This is a genomic window from Arthrobacter sp. MMS24-T111, assembly GCF_054888995.1.
The window spans coordinates 585,827-599,676 of the sequence record NZ_JBTZRO010000001.1 but is presented as its reverse complement, the minus strand read 5'-3'; the positions used below and the strand labels follow the sequence as shown (position 1 = coordinate 599,676).

The following is a 13,850-nucleotide window of genomic DNA, read 5'->3' as shown; positions in this document are numbered from 1 at the left end:
GTCTAGGGACGGGCTACAGGCCCAGCGGCAAGGCAGTGGAGTAGACCTGCTTGGACGGCGGGCCCGCCAGGATTTCGTGCAGCGCGTTTTTTCCTTCGGGTGTAGTGCGCCAGGCGGCGTAGTCGTCGTGGTCCTGCGTGGTGGCCCAGGTTTCCACGACCAGGATGTGGCAGGGGTCCGCGTCATCCACCAGCGCCTCGATGCCCTGGTTCCCCGGCCAGGCACGGGTGGCCGCGAGCGTTTCGGACAGGTACTTTGCGGCGTCGTCGCGGCGGGCGGGGTCGATCCGGACTTCGAAATGGACGATGGCAGGCATGAGGCTCCTTGGCATGGGCGTGGCACGGCCGGCTGACCGGTACCCACTGCGTGCAACATGGCTGCAAGCCGCTTTCTTCCCGACGTTGCCGGGCCCAAATCCCGGTGTGACCTGCGGCTGAAGCCGCCGTGAGGAGATTCATAAAAGTGGGCCTTTTGCTGACCCGGTTGTTAGCGTCGAAAGTCAAGCCAGACTCTTTGCGACGCCGGCTGAGTGCTTTTCCCCAGTCAGTACCAAGCACGTGGAACCGGCGTCCGGACCGCAGCCTCAAAACTGAAATGGGATCCAATGAGCCAAAAAGCAGCACCCCCCGTGGGCACCGCGGGGCTTGAAACATCGGACCGGAAGCCGCCGGCGGGCGCCGGGACCGGCCACGGAACAGGCAGCCCGGAGGCCAGGACCCGGGTCAACAAAACGGTCTTCCTCGGTTCCGCCATCGGCGTGGTGGGCATTGCCCTCTGGGCGATTCTTGCCAAGGACAACGCCGACGCCGTCATCGGGTCCATGGTGGGCTGGGTGTCCACCAACATGGGCTGGTACTACTTCCTGATCGTCACCGCCGTGGTCATTTTCGTCCTGGTCGCCGCGCTGTCCCGGGTGGGCAAGACCAAGCTCGGGCCGGACCACTCCAAGCCGCAGTTCGGGATGTTCACCTGGGCGGCCATGCTGTTCGCGGCAGGCATCGGCATCGACTTGATGTTCTTTTCCGTGTCCGAACCCGTCAGCCAGTACCTTGCCCCGCCGCAAGGCGGCGGTGGTACCCCGGAAGCCGCACGACAGGCCCTGGTGTGGACCCTGTTCCACTACGGCATTACCGGCTGGGCCCTGTACGCCCTGATGGGGCTCGCCCTCGGCTACTTCTCCTACCGCCACAACCTGCCACTCAGCATCCGCTCCGCGCTCTATCCCATCTTCGGCAAGAAGATCGAGGGGCCCATGGGGCACGCGGTGGATATCGCTGCCCTGCTCGGCACCATCTTCGGCATCGCCACGTCCCTGGGCATCGGCGTCGTCCAGCTGAACTACGGGCTGAACTTCATGTTCGGCATCCCGGAAAACCTGGCCGTGCAGATCGGACTGATCGTGCTGTCCGTGGTGATGGCAACGGTCTCCGTCGTGTCCGGCGTCGAAAAGGGCATCCGCCGGCTCTCGGAACTGAACGTCGTCCTGGCGGTGGCCCTGATGCTGTTCGTGCTGGTGACCGGCAAGACCAGCTTCCTGCTGGACGGGATCGTCCAGAACGTCGGCGACGTCATGAGCCGGTTCCCGGGCATGACCCTGGACACCTTCGCCTATGACCGTCCCACGGACTGGATGAACGCCTGGACCCTGTTCTTTTGGGCGTGGTGGATCGCCTGGGCCCCGTTCGTGGGCCTGTTCCTGGCCCGGATCTCCCGTGGCCGCACCATCAGGCAGTTCGTCCTGGGCACCATGACCGTCCCGTTCATCTTCATCGTGCTGTGGATCTCCATCTTCGGAAACTCCAGCCTCGACCTGATCATGAACGGCAACGCAGCGTTCGGCGAGGCGGCCATGAGCCACCCGGAACGCGGCTTCTACAGCCTGCTGGAACAGTTTCCGGCCGTCCCGGTTACCGCCGCCGTGGCCACGTTCACGGGCCTGCTGTTCTATGTGACCTCGGCCGATTCCGGCGCGCTGGTCATGTCCAACTTCACCTCGCACCTGAAGGACGCGGACTCGGACGGCCCCGAGTGGATGCGCGTGTTCTGGGCCGTGGCCACCGGCTTGCTGACCCTGGCCATGCTGACCGTTGGCGGGGTGACCACGCTGCAGAACGCCACGATCGTCATGGGACTGCCGCTGTCCCTGCTGCTGGTGCTGATCATGCTGGGCCTGTACAAGGCCCTCCGGGTGGAGAACTCGCTCAATGACAGCTACCGGGCGAGCCTGCCGGGCATCATTACCGGCCGGGCGGCGGACCAGCGTGCCGGCCGGACCTGGCGGCAGCGGCTGGTCCGGGCCATGAACTACCCGGGCCGCAAGCAGACCATCCGGTTCGCCGAAACCGTGGCCATTCCGGCGCTGGAGGAAGTGGAAGCGGAACTGCGCGAGCAGGGCGCCGAAACAACGCTGGCCATCACCACGGTGGAGGCCTGCGGGATTCCGAGCATCGACCTGCAGCTGGCCATGGGGGAGGAGCGTGCGTTCAAGTACCAGATCTACCCGGTCCGGTACGAGACCCCCAGCTACGCCACCCGCCGGGCGGATCCGGATGACCACTACTACCGGATGGAAGTGTTCGCACAGGAGGGAAGCCACGGCTACGACCTCATGGGCTACACCAGGGAACAGGTCATCACGGATGTCCTGGACCACTACGAACAGCACCTCGAATTCCTGCACCTGAACCGTGCAGCGCCCGGGATCACCCTCCTCGTGGAGGACCAGGTGGCAAAAGACAATTGGGAATCCGACTTCGACATGCAGGAGGAAACTAAGTGAGCACGTCAACGCTTTTCATCGGCGGCAGTTGGGTTGAAGCGTCCGACGGCGGCACCCGGGACATCCGCTGCCCCGCGGACGGGCAGCTGGTCGGGACCGTTGCGGAAGCAACCGCAGGGGACGCCGAGCGGGCCGTGCACGCGGCCAGGGCGGCGTTCGACGCCGGGGAATGGGCAGGCACCTCGGCACTGGAGCGGGGTTCGTTCCTGCTGGGGGTCGCCGCCAGGCTGCGGGAACGCAAGGATGACTTCGCCCGCGCCGAGACGCTGGACACCGGCAAGCGCCTGGTGGAAAGCGGGATCGACATGGACGACATCGCCAACTGCTTTGAGTACTTCGGCAAGCTGGCCGGCCAGGACTCCGGACGGGTGGTGGACGCGGGCAGCCGCACCGTGGTCAGCCGGATCGAATACGAACCCGTGGGCGTGTGCTCGCTGATCGCGCCATGGAACTACCCGCTGCTCCAGGCGGCCTGGAAAATTGCGCCTGCCCTCGCCGCCGGCTGCAGCTTCGTCCTCAAGCCCAGCGAACTGACGCCGCACACCTCCATCCTGATGATGGAAGTCCTGCAGGAGCTGGGGCTGCCCGCCGGCGTCGCGAACCTTGTGCTGGGCGACGGCAAGACCGTGGGGCCCGTCCTCTCCGGCCACCCTGAGGTTGACCTGGTCTCCTTCACCGGCGGCCTGGAGACCGGGAAAGCCATTGCGGCCTCGGCAGCCGCCACCGTCAAGAAAGTGGCGCTGGAACTGGGTGGCAAGAACCCGAACATCATCTTCGCGGACGCCGACTTCGACGCTGCCCTGGACAACGCGCTCAACGCCGCGTTCGTGCACTCCGGCCAGGTCTGCTCCGCCGGGGCGCGGCTGGTGGTTGAGGAATCCATTGCGGAAAAGTTCGTGGCCGAACTGGTCCGCCGGGCCGAACAGATCCGGCTGGGTGGTCCGTTCGATCCCGACGCCGAGACCGGCCCGCTGATCTCCGCCGCGCACCGGGACAAGGTCACCGCCTACGTGGAGAAGGGCATCGCCGAAGGCGCCCGCCTGCGCTGCGGCGGTGCCTGGGGCAGCGGCGAGCTCGAGAAGGGCTTCTACTACCTGCCCACCGTCCTGGACCAGGTAAAGAGCGGCATGTCCGTGGTGGTTGACGAGGCGTTCGGGCCGGTGGTCACGGTGGAAACCTTCAACACCGAGGCGGAGGCCATCAAGATCGGCAACGACACCCACTACGGCCTGGCCGGCGCCGTCTGGTCCCAGGACGCCGGCAAGGCACAGCGGGTGGCCCGGGCACTGCGCCACGGCACCATTTGGATCAACGACTTCCACCCCTACCTGCCGCAGGCGGAATGGGGCGGCTTCGGCCAGTCCGGCGTGGGCCGCGAGCTGGGCCCCACCGGCCTGGCCGAGTACCAGGAAGCCAAGCACGTCTACCAAAACATCGATCCGCAGGTCACGGGCTGGTTCGCGGACCACCCGGCCGCACCTGCAGGAAGGAAGTAGGGCATATGGCAAGCGAAGCAAAGACTGAGTTCGACTACATCGTGATCGGCGGCGGTTCCGCCGGCGCCGCCGTGGCATCCCGCCTGAGCGAGGACCCGTCGGTGGACGTTGCCCTGGTGGAGGCCGGTCCGGATGACCGCAACATTCCTGAGATCCTGCAGCTGGACCGCTGGATGGAGCTGCTGGAATCCGGCTACGACTGGGACTACCCCATCGAGGAGCAGGAGAACGGCAACTCCTTCATGCGGCATGCCCGCGCCAAGGTGATGGGCGGGTGTTCCAGCCACAACTCCTGCATTGCGTTCTGGGCGCCCCGGGAAGACATTGACGAGTGGGAGAAGAAGTTCGGCGCCGCCGGCTGGAACTCCGAGACGGCCTACCGGCTGTACAAGCAGCTGGAAACCAACGAGGACGCCGGCCCCGACGCGCCGCACCACGGCGACAGCGGCCCCGTTCACCTCATGAACATTCCGGCCACGGACCCCACCGGCCGCGCCATGCTGGAAGCCTGCGAACAGGCGGGCATCCCCAAGGCACACTTCAACACCGGCGACACCGTGATCAACGGCGCAGGCTTCTTCCAAATCAACCGCCGCGCCGACGGCACCCGGTCCTCCAGCTCGGTGTCCTACATCCACCCGATCATGGACCGGAAGAACTTCACCCTGCTGACCGGGCTGCGCGCCAAGGAACTGACGTTTGACGGTACCAACCGCTGCACCGGCGTGGCCGTGGTGGACAACGCCTTCGCCAAAACACACCAGCTCACCGCAAGGTCCGAAGTGATCGTCTCCACCGGCGCCATCGACTCGCCCAAGCTGCTTCTGCTGTCCGGGATTGGCCCGGCCGCGCAGCTGGAAGAGTTCGGCATCCCCGTTCGCGTTGATTCCCCCGGCGTGGGCGAGCACCTGCAGGACCACCCCGAGGGCGTCATCCAGTGGGAGGCCAAGCAGCCCATGACCAAGACGTCCACGCAGTGGTGGGAGGCCGGCATCTTCACCACCACCGAAGAGGGCCTGGACCGGCCGGACCTGATGTTCCACTACGGGTCGGTTCCGTTCGACATGCACACCCTGCGCCAGGGCTTCCCCACCACGGAGAACGGCTTCTGCCTGACCCCCAACGTCACCCACGCCCGCTCCCGCGGCACGGTGAAGCTGCGCAGCAAGGACTTCCGGGACAAGCCCAAGGTGGATCCGCGCTACTTCACCGACCCGGACGGCCACGACATGCGCGTCATGACCGCGGGAATCCGCAAGGCCCGCGAGATCGCCGCGCAGCCTGCACTCGCCGACTGGGTTGGCACCGAGCTGTACCCGGGCGACGCCATCCAGACCGACGAGGAGATCGCCGACTACATCCGCAAGACCCACAACACCGTGTACCACCCCTCGGGGACGGTGCGGATGGGCGCGGCCGACGACGTCATGTCGCCGCTGGATCCCGAGTTGCGGGTCAAGGGGGTCACCGGCCTCCGGGTGGCGGATGCGTCCGTGATGCCCGAGCTGACTACGGTGAACCCGAACATCACCACGATGATGATCGGAGAACGCTGCGCGGAGCTGGTCCGCGCGGCACGCAGCGCCTGATCCCCACGGCCTGGCCAAAAGGGCGGCTCCCTCTGAGGGAGCCGCCCTTTGCCGTATCCGGCCGGCCGGCTATTCGCGCCCTTCGGACACCCAGGTGGGGTTCGCGGACCGGGAACCGACGACGGCGTCCGACGCCGCGGCAAGGACGGCCAGGTGGGCCGGGGTAAGGTCCAGGCCCAAGGCGCCAAGGTTCTCGTCGATCCGGGCCGCCTTCCGGGTCCCGGGGATGGGGACGACGGGCAGGCCAAGCTGCCTGCCCTGGGCGAAGAGCCACGCCAAGGCAACCTGCGCCGGCGTGGCATTCAACTGTTCCGCAACGGACCGGACGGTGTCCACCACCGCCTGGTTGGCGCTTGCGGCATCCGGGGCGAAGCGCGGGATATTCCGGCGGAAGTCCTTCTCGCCCAGGCTTGACGTATCCACGGTGCCGGTGAGGAAGCCGCGGCCCAGCGGGGAGTAGGGGACAAAGCCCACACCCAGCTCTGCAGCGGCAGGAACCACGTTGCGTTCCACATCCCGGCTCCAGATGGACCACTCGCTCTGGACGGCGGAGATCGGGTGCACGGCGGAGGCGTCCTGGAGTTCCTGTGCCGTCACCTCGGACAGGCCCAGGTGCTTGACCTTGCCCTGCTGCACCAGCTCCGCCATGGCGCCCACTGTTTCCTCGATGGGGACCCTCACATCGCGGCGGTGCATGTAGTACAGGTCGATGACGTCGGTGCCCAGCCGCTGCAGGCTGCGGTCCACAGCCTGGCGAACGTATTCCGCATCGCCCCGGATGTCCGTGTAGCCGTCCGCGGGGGTGCCCACGAGCGCGAACTTGGTGGCTAGCTGAATCTCGTCCCGCCGTTCCTTGAGGAGCTGGGAGATCAGTTCCTCGTTGCTGCCGCCGCCGTAAATGTCCGCAGTGTCGATGAAGCTGACACCGGCATCGACTGCGTGGTGCAGCGTCCGGAGCGCCTCAGCGGGGTCGACGTCGCCGTAGACCGGGGTGAGGGCCATGCCGCCGAAGCCCAGGGGGCTGACGGCCAGGCCGTCGCCGAGCTGGACCGGGTGGCCGTGGTCGGTGGGGGTGTGTGCCATGGGTGCTCCTTTTCGGTTCCTGCAGTGTGGAAAGGTGGTCGTTACAGCCAGGGGATGATCCGGTCTGCCGCCTGCCGGCCGGCCTGGATCAGCCGCGCGTTTGCTTCATCAGGTCCGGTGGCCCAGGCCAGGGCGGCCGCACGGTCCATGCCGAATGACACGTGCCGGTCCACCAGCCGCTGCAGGCGGAGTGCGGGCGGAGTTTCAAGGAACCATACTTCGTCCAGCTGCGCCCGCACCTCCTTCCACGGCTCCTGCCCGGCCAGCAGGTAGTTGCCCTCGGTGATGACCAGCGGGACGGCCGCGGGCACCGCAATCGAGGCAGCCACCGGCTCGTCCAGGGTGCGGCGGAATTCCGGTGCGTACACGACCGCCTCGTCCCGGCGCGCCAGGCGGCGCAGCAGCGAAAGATAGCCGCCGCCGTCGAACGTATCAATGGCTCCTTTGCGCTCCCTCAGCGGCGTCCCCTCAATGATCGCGTTGCCCAGGTGGAAGCCGTCCATCGGGACCACCACCGCCGTACCGGGGCTGAACTGCTCCTGCAGCCATGCGGCAAAGGTGGACTTCCCGGATCCCGGCGCGCCCGCGATGCCCAGGATGGTGCGCGTCTCCGGCGCCAGCCTGCGCCGGAGCGCCTCGACGGCCTGGGCGATCTCGGGGGAGTCCATGGCAAGAGCCTAGTCACTGCTGCGCGCGGCCGCCTGGTCCTTCGCGGGAAGGGCCTTCAGGCCGGCGGCACAACCCACGATGCCGGCAATGAACAGGAGCTTCAGGACGCTGAAGGGCTCTACGCCCGTGATCATCGCCCAGCCGACCGTCAACGAAGCACCGATGCCCACCCAGACCGCGTAGGCCGTGCCAAGCGGAATGCTCCGGATGGCCATGCCCAGGCCCAGCATGCTCAGGGCCGCCGTGACGGCGAAAACGACCGTGGGGAGGGGCTTGCTGAAGCCCTCGGACAAGCCCAGGGCGGTGGCCCAGACAGCTTCCAGCACCGCGGAGGCCAGAAGTACCAGCCAGGGAACTGAGCGGTTCACGGTTACGCCACCACCTTCAGGCCGACCACGCACGCGGCGATGCCGGTGAGCAGCGCCAGCCGGGCCGCCGTCGGGCGTTCAACCCTGGTGGCCATGGCGTAGGCGGAGGTCAGGACGACGCCGACCCCCACCCAGACGGCGTAGGCCGTTCCGGTGGGGATGGACTGCATGGCGATCGCGAGGCCGCCGGTGCTCGCCGCGACGGCCACAAGGAACACAGCCGCGGGCGCGAGTCGGCGGCGGCCGGAAACCTGGGCGGACCGGTGCAGGGCGGCTGCCCAGACGGCCTCGAGGGCGCCGGAAAGAAGAAGGATTATCCACGACATGACCAGATCCTTTGGCCAGTCTTGTCGCGTGCCGGGTACTGAACCGTCGTCCGGAGGCTCTGGTGCGGAGCCTTGGATTCCAGCGTAGCAACGCACGACGCCGGGCGGCCACCGATGGTGCCCAACCTCACCATGCGGGGGGCTTTACCCGGCGGTCTCCAGCGGGTCGACCGACACCACTGCCAGGAAGCCCCGGCCCAGGATCTCCGGGCTGTTGGCGTCGGATCCGGCCACGGCGTCGTAGCGGCCCAGTTCCACCGGGTTGGTGTCCGCCTGCCCGCTGCCGCCTTCACTGACCACAGCCTGGCCCTGCAGCAGCACCGCCAGCTGGCCGTCGAACACCGGATGGGCCCGCTTCTTGGACAGCTCGATGATGGAGGTGTACCCCTTGTATGCCGCGGCGCGGGTGATGACGTTCAGGTCCCGGATGTCTCCGGTGGGCAGCGACCCTGTTGTGGCCGCGCCGCCGTCGAACCGGAAGGGACGGTATTTCTCCAACGGCTGCTCAGCGCCGTCCACCCTGAGCAGCAGCAGTTCCCCCTCGATCACGGTCAGGACCCGTTCCATGCCGGGGAACGCGGAAAAGTCACCTGCCTTGGTGACGTCCGCGATGCTCACCCGCCAATCCCAGCCGCCGTCGGACGAGTCCTGGCGCGCGATTTCCCTCGTCACCCCGCCCCCGTTGCGCCATGGTTCGGCCTTGAGCCCTGCGAAGCGGATGATCTGCATCAGCCCAGCCTAGTTCCCAAGCCCGGCAGGTTCAGGGTCCGGCGTCGCAGGTTGCGTCCCGTCCTGCTAATCTCCTCCGGGGGGTCATCACGAAAACAGCCTGAAGGAGCCGGGAATGTTCGTCAAAGTGTGTGGTCTCAGTACGCCCGAATCGGTCCGCGCGGCGGTGGAAGCAGGGGCCGACGCCGTAGGTTTCGTGCTCACCGCCAGCCCCCGGGTGGTTTCACCCTCCCAGGCCGCCTCCCTCTTGTCGGAGGTTCCCGCCGGAGTTCGCCCGATCGGCGTGTTCCGCGACGAACCCGTGGTCGACGCCGTCGCCATCGCCCGGGCGGCGGGCCTTGAATGGATCCAGCTGCACGGGAACCGCTCCCGGGCGGACGTGGCAACGGTGCATAACGCCGGCATGAAGCTGGTCCGGGCCATCACCATGGGTGCCTCCGACGATGAATTCGAAGACTGGGGCGAGGACCTGCTCCTGATTGATGCGGCGGCGCCGGGCTCCGGCGAGTCCTGGGACTACGCCTCTGTGGCGGCGTTGCCGGTGCTGCAGGGCCGGGAATGGCTGCTTGCCGGCGGCCTGGACGCGGCCAACGTGGGCCAGGCGTCCGCCGCTGCCCAGGCCTGGGGCGTGGACGTCTCCTCGGGCGTCGAAGCGACCCGCGGCGTGAAGGACCTGGCAAAGGTCCGTGCCTTCGTGCAGGCCGCCAAGGCAACCGCCGCCGTCTAGTCGCCCGGCTCAGGGCAAGATCAGGGGAGTCCCCTACCTGTTTGCCGGAGGTCCGGGGGCAGAATGGGTGCATGAAGACACTTCTGAACGTTATCTGGCTGGTTTTTGGCGGCTTCTGGCTTGCCTTGGGCTATTTCCTCGCGGGCGTGGTCTGCTGCCTGCTGATCGTCACCATCCCCTGGGGCATCGCATCCTTCCGGATCGCTGCCTACACGCTCTGGCCCTTCGGCCGGATGGTGGTTGACCGGCCCGGCGGCAACGGTGTCTTCTCGCTGCTGGGCAACGTGATCTGGCTGCTCGTCGCCGGCATCTGGATCGCCATCGGCCATGTGCTCACGGCGTTCGCCATGGCGATGACCATTGTGGGCATCCCGCTGGCCATCGCCAACCTCAAGCTGATCCCGGTGTCCCTGATGCCTCTGGGCAAGCAGATCGTGCCTTCCAGCAGGCCGTTTGCCAGCAACTACCGCTAAGGATCAGTGCGCCGGCGGCAGGGGCCGGAACACCCCGTCCTGCAGGATGGCCACGGACCCGCTGTCGTCCAGTTCGGCCGCGATGTCCACGTCCTCCGCGTAGCCGGCGCCGGTCAGCTCGCGGCCGCTGGAGCACCGTAACAGCACCTCACGCAGGCGCGGCTCGGCGGCTTCGAAAACGGCCATCGCCGCCACGGCTTCCGGAGCATAGCCGTGCCTGCCGTCGCCGGCCTCGTAGCCGCCCTTCCCGGCGGCTGCCAAACCTGCGATGAAAGCTCCGGCCCCGATCTGGTCCTCCACGGCGGCCCGGAGGGTACGGTCCTGCCACCGCTCACCGGCCGCAACCACCGCCACCACCGCGTCGCCGGGAAGGTTGGCCGACACCCAGTCCGCCGTGGCCGCGGCGTTGCGGAGGCACACCGCGGCCACCAGTTGAACCTCGCCTGCCAGTTCATGGCACAGTTCAGAGCCGTTGGGGGACGGCAGGACGATCCGGTCCAGCGTTTCTGCGCTGCGCAGGCTTGCGGGGAGAGGCTCAGCCCCCCGCCGTCGCGGGGGCCTGCCAGCTGCGCATGGTGGTGGGCGGCGAAGTCTTCGGCCCTGGTGTCGCGCCACGGGAACGGGAAGACCTCCGCGTTCCGGTCCAGTGCCACGCTGACGCAGGTGCTGAAGGACAGGACGTCCACCACCACCGCGATATCCGCACCCGGGGCCACGGTCCTGGCGCCGTTCAGTCCCCAGTCAAGCCGCACCTCGAACGGGAGCTGCCGGTGCGCGGCGTTCGCTGAGTGCGTATGCCTCGGCGTGGAGCGGGGAGCGTTCATGCCAGTTCGCCTTTCAGGTTGCGGTGCGCGGCGTCCAGCCACAGTTCCCTGGCGCGGCGGTGGCGGAAGAGCGGGTCCAGTTCCAGCAGGTGACGCACGACGGCGGCCCGGCCGGCAGCGAAGTCGGCGTCGCCGACGTGCGCGTAGTCCTTCCTGACGGCCGCGACGTAACGGGCGTACTCCTCCGGTTCCCCGCCCAGGACGGACAGGTCCGCGTCACTGAGGAGGGCGCCGTCGTCGTCACCGGGTTCGGGACGGTGGTCCGATGTCACCAGGACCAGCCGGACCACCTCCGCCACGTCCGCCTCAGGCAGGCCGGCGGCGGTGAGCCGGTCCTCGGCCAGCCGGGCGGATTCTTCCTCGTCCTGTCCCGCCGTGCCCCGGTACACGGCGTCGTGGAACCAGGCTGCCAGCAGCACGGTCCGCGGTGCCTCGGCCGGCTCGGTGAGCAGGTCCAGAGCCTCCAGGACGGAGAGCAGGTGGGTGCAGCCGTGGTAGTGGCGGTGTGGTTCGCTCCAGCGGTCCAGCAGGTCCAGGAAGAGGGCATCGTGCCCGGGCATGATGGCTTCCCAGCGGTTCAGCAGCGGAACTTTCAACGATTTGTTCCGCCGGCGTGCCGGTATCCGCAGTCCACTGGCGATCAGCCTGCGGACCAGGAGCCTGGCTTCCACAGGGACGGCCCCCGCCGCCACCAGCTCGTCGAAGCGGCGCTCCGGCACGTCGTAGTGGTCGCCGTCGAATGCCCGCTCGGGGATTCCCGCGGCAGCAGCGAACGCGTGAAGCTCGTCCAGCGACGTATCGGACACCAGGTGCGAGAAGTGCGTACCGTGTGCAGGCCACAATGGCGGGTCGATGTAGATGGCCATGGAAGGAGTCTAGTGCTGCCTTTGGGCGGTAGCCTGCCTGCCCGGCGCTCCAGTCACATTCCTCAATTGCGTGTTTGGAACGTCCTAATAGTTGCATTTGCGGATTAGGATTGCCGCATGGCCCTTATCCGCGTTTCAGAAGCTGCCCGTTTCCTGGGTGTGAGCGACGATACCGTCCGCCGATGGACCGATCACGGAACACTGACGCCGTTCCGCGACGAGTCCGGCCGGCTGGCCGTCGACGGGCTGGAGCTCGCCACGCATGCCCGGAAGCTGGCCCGCTTCCCGGATGATCCGCAACGCGGCGGCAGCTCGGCCCGAAACCGGTTCGTCGGCCTCGTCACGAACGTCATCGCCGACAAAGTCATGGCCCAGGTGGAGCTGCAGTGCGGGCCGTTCCGGGTGGTATCCCTCATGAGCAGCGAAGCCGTGCGCGATCTTGGACTGGAGCCCGGTGCCGTCGCCACCGCAGTGGTCAAGGCAACAACAGTCATCATCGAATCCCCGAAAGGCCGGGCCGCCGCATGAGCAAGCAATCTGTCCGCCCGGTTGCGTCCACCGTCCGGCCGGCTGTCCTCCCGCTGGCGGTACTTTTGCTGGCCGTCCTCTCCGGCTGCGCGCCGGCAGGAGGGCCGGCCGCGGGCACCACGTCCGCTGCGGCCGCCGGTTCCGGCGCGCCAACAGGAACCATCACGGTCTTCGCGGCAGCCTCCCTTAAGGCCACCTTCACCGAGCTGGCGCACACCTTCGAAACGGAAAACCCCGGAACGGCGGTCACGTTGAGCTTCGCGGGATCCTCGGACCTTGCCAGCCAGATCAACCAGGGCGCCCCCGCCGACGTCTTCGCCTCGGCTGACACGGCCAACATGAAGAAACTGCAGGACGCCGGCCTGGCTGACGGCACGCCCCGCAACTTCGCCACCAACACCCTGGCCATTGCGGTTCCGCCGGGTAATCCGGCCGGAATTTCGGCGCTGAAGGACCTGGCGCGGCCGGGGGTCAAGCTGGTGGTCTGCGCCAAGCAGGTCCCGTGCGGGGCAGCGGCGGCTAAGGTGGCGGGCACGGCAGGGATTACGCTGGCCCCCGTCAGTGAGGAAAATGCCGTCACCGACGTCCTGGGCAAGGTCACATCGGGGGAGGCCGACGCGGGCCTGGTGTACGGCACGGATGTCCGGGCGGCCGGCGCAAAGGTGGCGGGCATCGAATTTCCTGAGTCGCAGGGCACCGTGAATACCTACCCCATCGCGGGCGTGGCCAGTGGCCGGAACAAGGCGGCCGCGCAGGCCTTCATTGGCCTGGTGACCGGCGCGGAAGGGCAAAAGGTCCTGGCGGCGGCGGGATTCGGACCCGGGGCTCCATAATGCCGGGAAGTATCCCCACGGCAGTAGTGTGAGGCCAGGCGCGCACCGTGGCTTGAGTCAGGGGCGCCTCTGGTAGACCCGTCCAGATACCCATTGTTCCAATCCACCATCGGGAGGAAACGCATGGCCCACGCGGAGAACCGCATCGTCATCGACCGGCCTGCCGGGGAGGTCTATGACTTCCTCGCCGATGGCCTGAACAACACCGCATGGCGGGAAGGCGTGAAATCCATCTCCCTCCGCGAGGGTGGGGCGGGTGAAGTGGGCGCCGTTTACAACCAGACCCTGTCCGGTCCCAAAGGCCGCCCCATCCAGGGTGACTACAGGATCACGGCGGCCCAGCCGGGGCACCTGCTGGCCTTCGAAGTGGTTGCCGGTCCCGCCCGCCCCACCGGCACGTACACCCTCGCCGGGGACAGCGGCAGGACGACGGTAACGTTCATCCTTGAGGCCAAGCTCCCGCTATTGTTGCGGGTCCTGGATTCGATGGTCACCAGGACCATGGAATCCGAGGTCGCTCAATTGTCCAAGCTCAAGCAGGTACTCGAAAGCCGCTGAGC

15 protein-coding genes, 1 pseudogene and 1 riboswitch are annotated in these 13,850 nt (G+C 67.5%); of the genes and pseudogenes, 8 read left to right on the top strand and 8 right to left on the bottom strand.

The genetic code is table 11. From position 1 onward, the window contains the following. Positions 1–13: 13 nt before the first annotated feature. Positions 14–316: a putative quinol monooxygenase gene (locus ACX5I6_RS02735; RefSeq protein WP_109045567.1), complete on the bottom strand. Its 303-nt coding sequence runs from the start codon at positions 314–316 to the stop codon at positions 14–16. 288 nt (positions 317–604) lie between these two features. On the opposite strand from ACX5I6_RS02735, the gene betT reads away from it, so the two are divergent. The 3 genes from betT to ACX5I6_RS02720 are packed head-to-tail and all read left to right on the top strand — an operon-like array spanning position 605 to position 5,864. Further along, a complete protein-coding gene (betT, locus tag ACX5I6_RS02730; RefSeq protein WP_461839389.1) occupies positions 605–2,779 on the top strand; it encodes a choline BCCT transporter BetT in 2,175 nt (724 codons plus the stop codon). Further along, complete coding sequence (locus ACX5I6_RS02725) at positions 2,776–4,275, top strand: aldehyde dehydrogenase family protein (RefSeq protein WP_461839388.1); 1,500 nt, start codon at positions 2,776–2,778, stop codon at positions 4,273–4,275. Before betT ends, ACX5I6_RS02725 begins: the two co-directional genes overlap by 4 nt. Positions 4,276–4,280: 5 nt before the next feature. After that, the gene (locus ACX5I6_RS02720; RefSeq protein ID WP_461839387.1) at positions 4,281–5,864 is read left to right on the top strand and encodes a GMC family oxidoreductase; all 1,584 of its coding nucleotides are present in this window, start codon (positions 4,281–4,283) and stop codon (positions 5,862–5,864) included. 69 nt (positions 5,865–5,933) lie between these two features. Here the strand turns inward: ACX5I6_RS02720 and ACX5I6_RS02715 are convergent, their stop codons facing one another. The 5 genes from ACX5I6_RS02715 to ACX5I6_RS02695 all read right to left on the bottom strand — a co-directional run bounded on the left by ACX5I6_RS02715 (position 5,934) and on the right by ACX5I6_RS02695 (position 9,039). After that, on the bottom strand, positions 5,934–6,947 hold the full coding sequence (locus ACX5I6_RS02715) for an aldo/keto reductase (RefSeq protein ID WP_461839386.1): 1,014 nt from the start codon (positions 6,945–6,947) through the stop codon (positions 5,934–5,936). A 41-nt stretch (positions 6,948–6,988) separates the two neighbouring features. Next, a complete protein-coding gene (locus ACX5I6_RS02710; protein ID WP_461839385.1) occupies positions 6,989–7,615 on the bottom strand; it encodes a nucleoside/nucleotide kinase family protein in 627 nt (208 codons plus the stop codon). Positions 7,616–7,624: 9 nt separating this feature from the next. Next, a complete protein-coding gene (locus tag ACX5I6_RS02705) occupies positions 7,625–7,984 on the bottom strand; it encodes a DMT family transporter (protein ID WP_285247875.1) in 360 nt (119 codons plus the stop codon). Between the two features lie 2 nt (positions 7,985–7,986). After that, the gene (locus ACX5I6_RS02700; protein WP_285247874.1) at positions 7,987–8,310 is read right to left on the bottom strand and encodes a DMT family transporter; all 324 of its coding nucleotides are present in this window, start codon (positions 8,308–8,310) and stop codon (positions 7,987–7,989) included. Positions 8,311–8,320: 10 nt separating this feature from the next. Further along, a riboswitch (guanidine-III (ykkC-III) riboswitch) is annotated at positions 8,321–8,386 on the bottom strand. A gap of 68 nt (positions 8,387–8,454) precedes the next feature. Further along, a complete protein-coding gene (locus ACX5I6_RS02695; protein WP_461839384.1) occupies positions 8,455–9,039 on the bottom strand; it encodes a HutD/Ves family protein in 585 nt (194 codons plus the stop codon). 115 nt (positions 9,040–9,154) lie between these two features. Between ACX5I6_RS02695 and ACX5I6_RS02690 the strand changes: the two genes are divergently transcribed. Continuing rightward, complete coding sequence (locus ACX5I6_RS02690) at positions 9,155–9,766, top strand: phosphoribosylanthranilate isomerase (RefSeq protein ID WP_461839383.1); 612 nt, start codon at positions 9,155–9,157, stop codon at positions 9,764–9,766. 71 nt (positions 9,767–9,837) lie between these two features. After that, the gene (locus ACX5I6_RS02685) at positions 9,838–10,239 is read left to right on the top strand and encodes a YccF domain-containing protein (RefSeq protein ID WP_461839382.1); all 402 of its coding nucleotides are present in this window, start codon (positions 9,838–9,840) and stop codon (positions 10,237–10,239) included. Between the two features lie 3 nt (positions 10,240–10,242). Here ACX5I6_RS02685 and ACX5I6_RS02680 read toward each other — a convergent pair. Next, positions 10,243–11,063: pseudogene (locus ACX5I6_RS02680) on the bottom strand (2-phosphosulfolactate phosphatase). Then, positions 11,060–11,929, bottom strand: coding sequence for a DUF4031 domain-containing protein (locus ACX5I6_RS02675; RefSeq protein WP_461839381.1), 870 nt, complete (start codon positions 11,927–11,929; stop codon positions 11,060–11,062). Before ACX5I6_RS02675 ends, ACX5I6_RS02680 begins: the two are co-directional and overlap by 4 nt. Positions 11,930–12,046: 117 nt before the next feature. On the opposite strand from ACX5I6_RS02675, the gene ACX5I6_RS02670 reads away from it, so the two are divergent. From ACX5I6_RS02670 to ACX5I6_RS02660, 3 genes are all read left to right on the top strand, one after another. Further along, positions 12,047–12,457, top strand: a complete 411-nt coding sequence (locus ACX5I6_RS02670; protein ID WP_461839380.1) for a TOBE domain-containing protein — start codon at positions 12,047–12,049, stop codon at positions 12,455–12,457. Further along, positions 12,454–13,290, top strand: a complete 837-nt coding sequence (modA, locus tag ACX5I6_RS02665; RefSeq protein WP_461839379.1) for a molybdate ABC transporter substrate-binding protein — start codon at positions 12,454–12,456, stop codon at positions 13,288–13,290. The genes ACX5I6_RS02670 and modA overlap by 4 nt, the downstream gene beginning before the upstream one ends. A 123-nt stretch (positions 13,291–13,413) precedes the next feature. Beyond that, complete coding sequence (locus tag ACX5I6_RS02660) at positions 13,414–13,848, top strand: SRPBCC family protein (protein ID WP_461839378.1); 435 nt, start codon at positions 13,414–13,416, stop codon at positions 13,846–13,848. Positions 13,849–13,850: the final 2 nt, after the last annotated feature.

Excerpts from the sequence above, each read along its gene's own strand:
- ACX5I6_RS02735 (WP_109045567.1), bottom strand. The coding sequence starts at position 316 with ATGCCTGCCATCGTCCATTTCGAAGTCCGGATCGACCCCGCCCGCCGC.
- betT (WP_461839389.1), top strand. The coding sequence starts at position 605 with ATGAGCCAAAAAGCAGCACCCCCCGTGGGCACCGCGGGGCTTGAAACA.
- ACX5I6_RS02720 (WP_461839387.1), top strand. The coding sequence starts at position 4,281 with ATGGCAAGCGAAGCAAAGACTGAGTTCGACTACATCGTGATCGGCGGC.
- ACX5I6_RS02715 (WP_461839386.1), bottom strand. The coding sequence starts at position 6,947 with ATGGCACACACCCCCACCGACCACGGCCACCCGGTCCAGCTCGGCGAC.
- ACX5I6_RS02710 (WP_461839385.1), bottom strand. The coding sequence starts at position 7,615 with ATGGACTCCCCCGAGATCGCCCAGGCCGTCGAGGCGCTCCGGCGCAGG.
- ACX5I6_RS02700 (WP_285247874.1), bottom strand. The coding sequence starts at position 8,310 with ATGTCGTGGATAATCCTTCTTCTTTCCGGCGCCCTCGAGGCCGTCTGG.
- ACX5I6_RS02695 (WP_461839384.1), bottom strand. The coding sequence starts at position 9,039 with ATGCAGATCATCCGCTTCGCAGGGCTCAAGGCCGAACCATGGCGCAAC.
- ACX5I6_RS02690 (WP_461839383.1), top strand. The coding sequence starts at position 9,155 with ATGTTCGTCAAAGTGTGTGGTCTCAGTACGCCCGAATCGGTCCGCGCG.
- ACX5I6_RS02685 (WP_461839382.1), top strand. The coding sequence starts at position 9,838 with ATGAAGACACTTCTGAACGTTATCTGGCTGGTTTTTGGCGGCTTCTGG.
- ACX5I6_RS02675 (WP_461839381.1), bottom strand. The coding sequence starts at position 11,929 with ATGGCCATCTACATCGACCCGCCATTGTGGCCTGCACACGGTACGCAC.
- ACX5I6_RS02670 (WP_461839380.1), top strand. The coding sequence starts at position 12,047 with ATGGCCCTTATCCGCGTTTCAGAAGCTGCCCGTTTCCTGGGTGTGAGC.
- modA (WP_461839379.1), top strand. The coding sequence starts at position 12,454 with ATGAGCAAGCAATCTGTCCGCCCGGTTGCGTCCACCGTCCGGCCGGCT.
- ACX5I6_RS02660 (WP_461839378.1), top strand. The coding sequence starts at position 13,414 with ATGGCCCACGCGGAGAACCGCATCGTCATCGACCGGCCTGCCGGGGAG.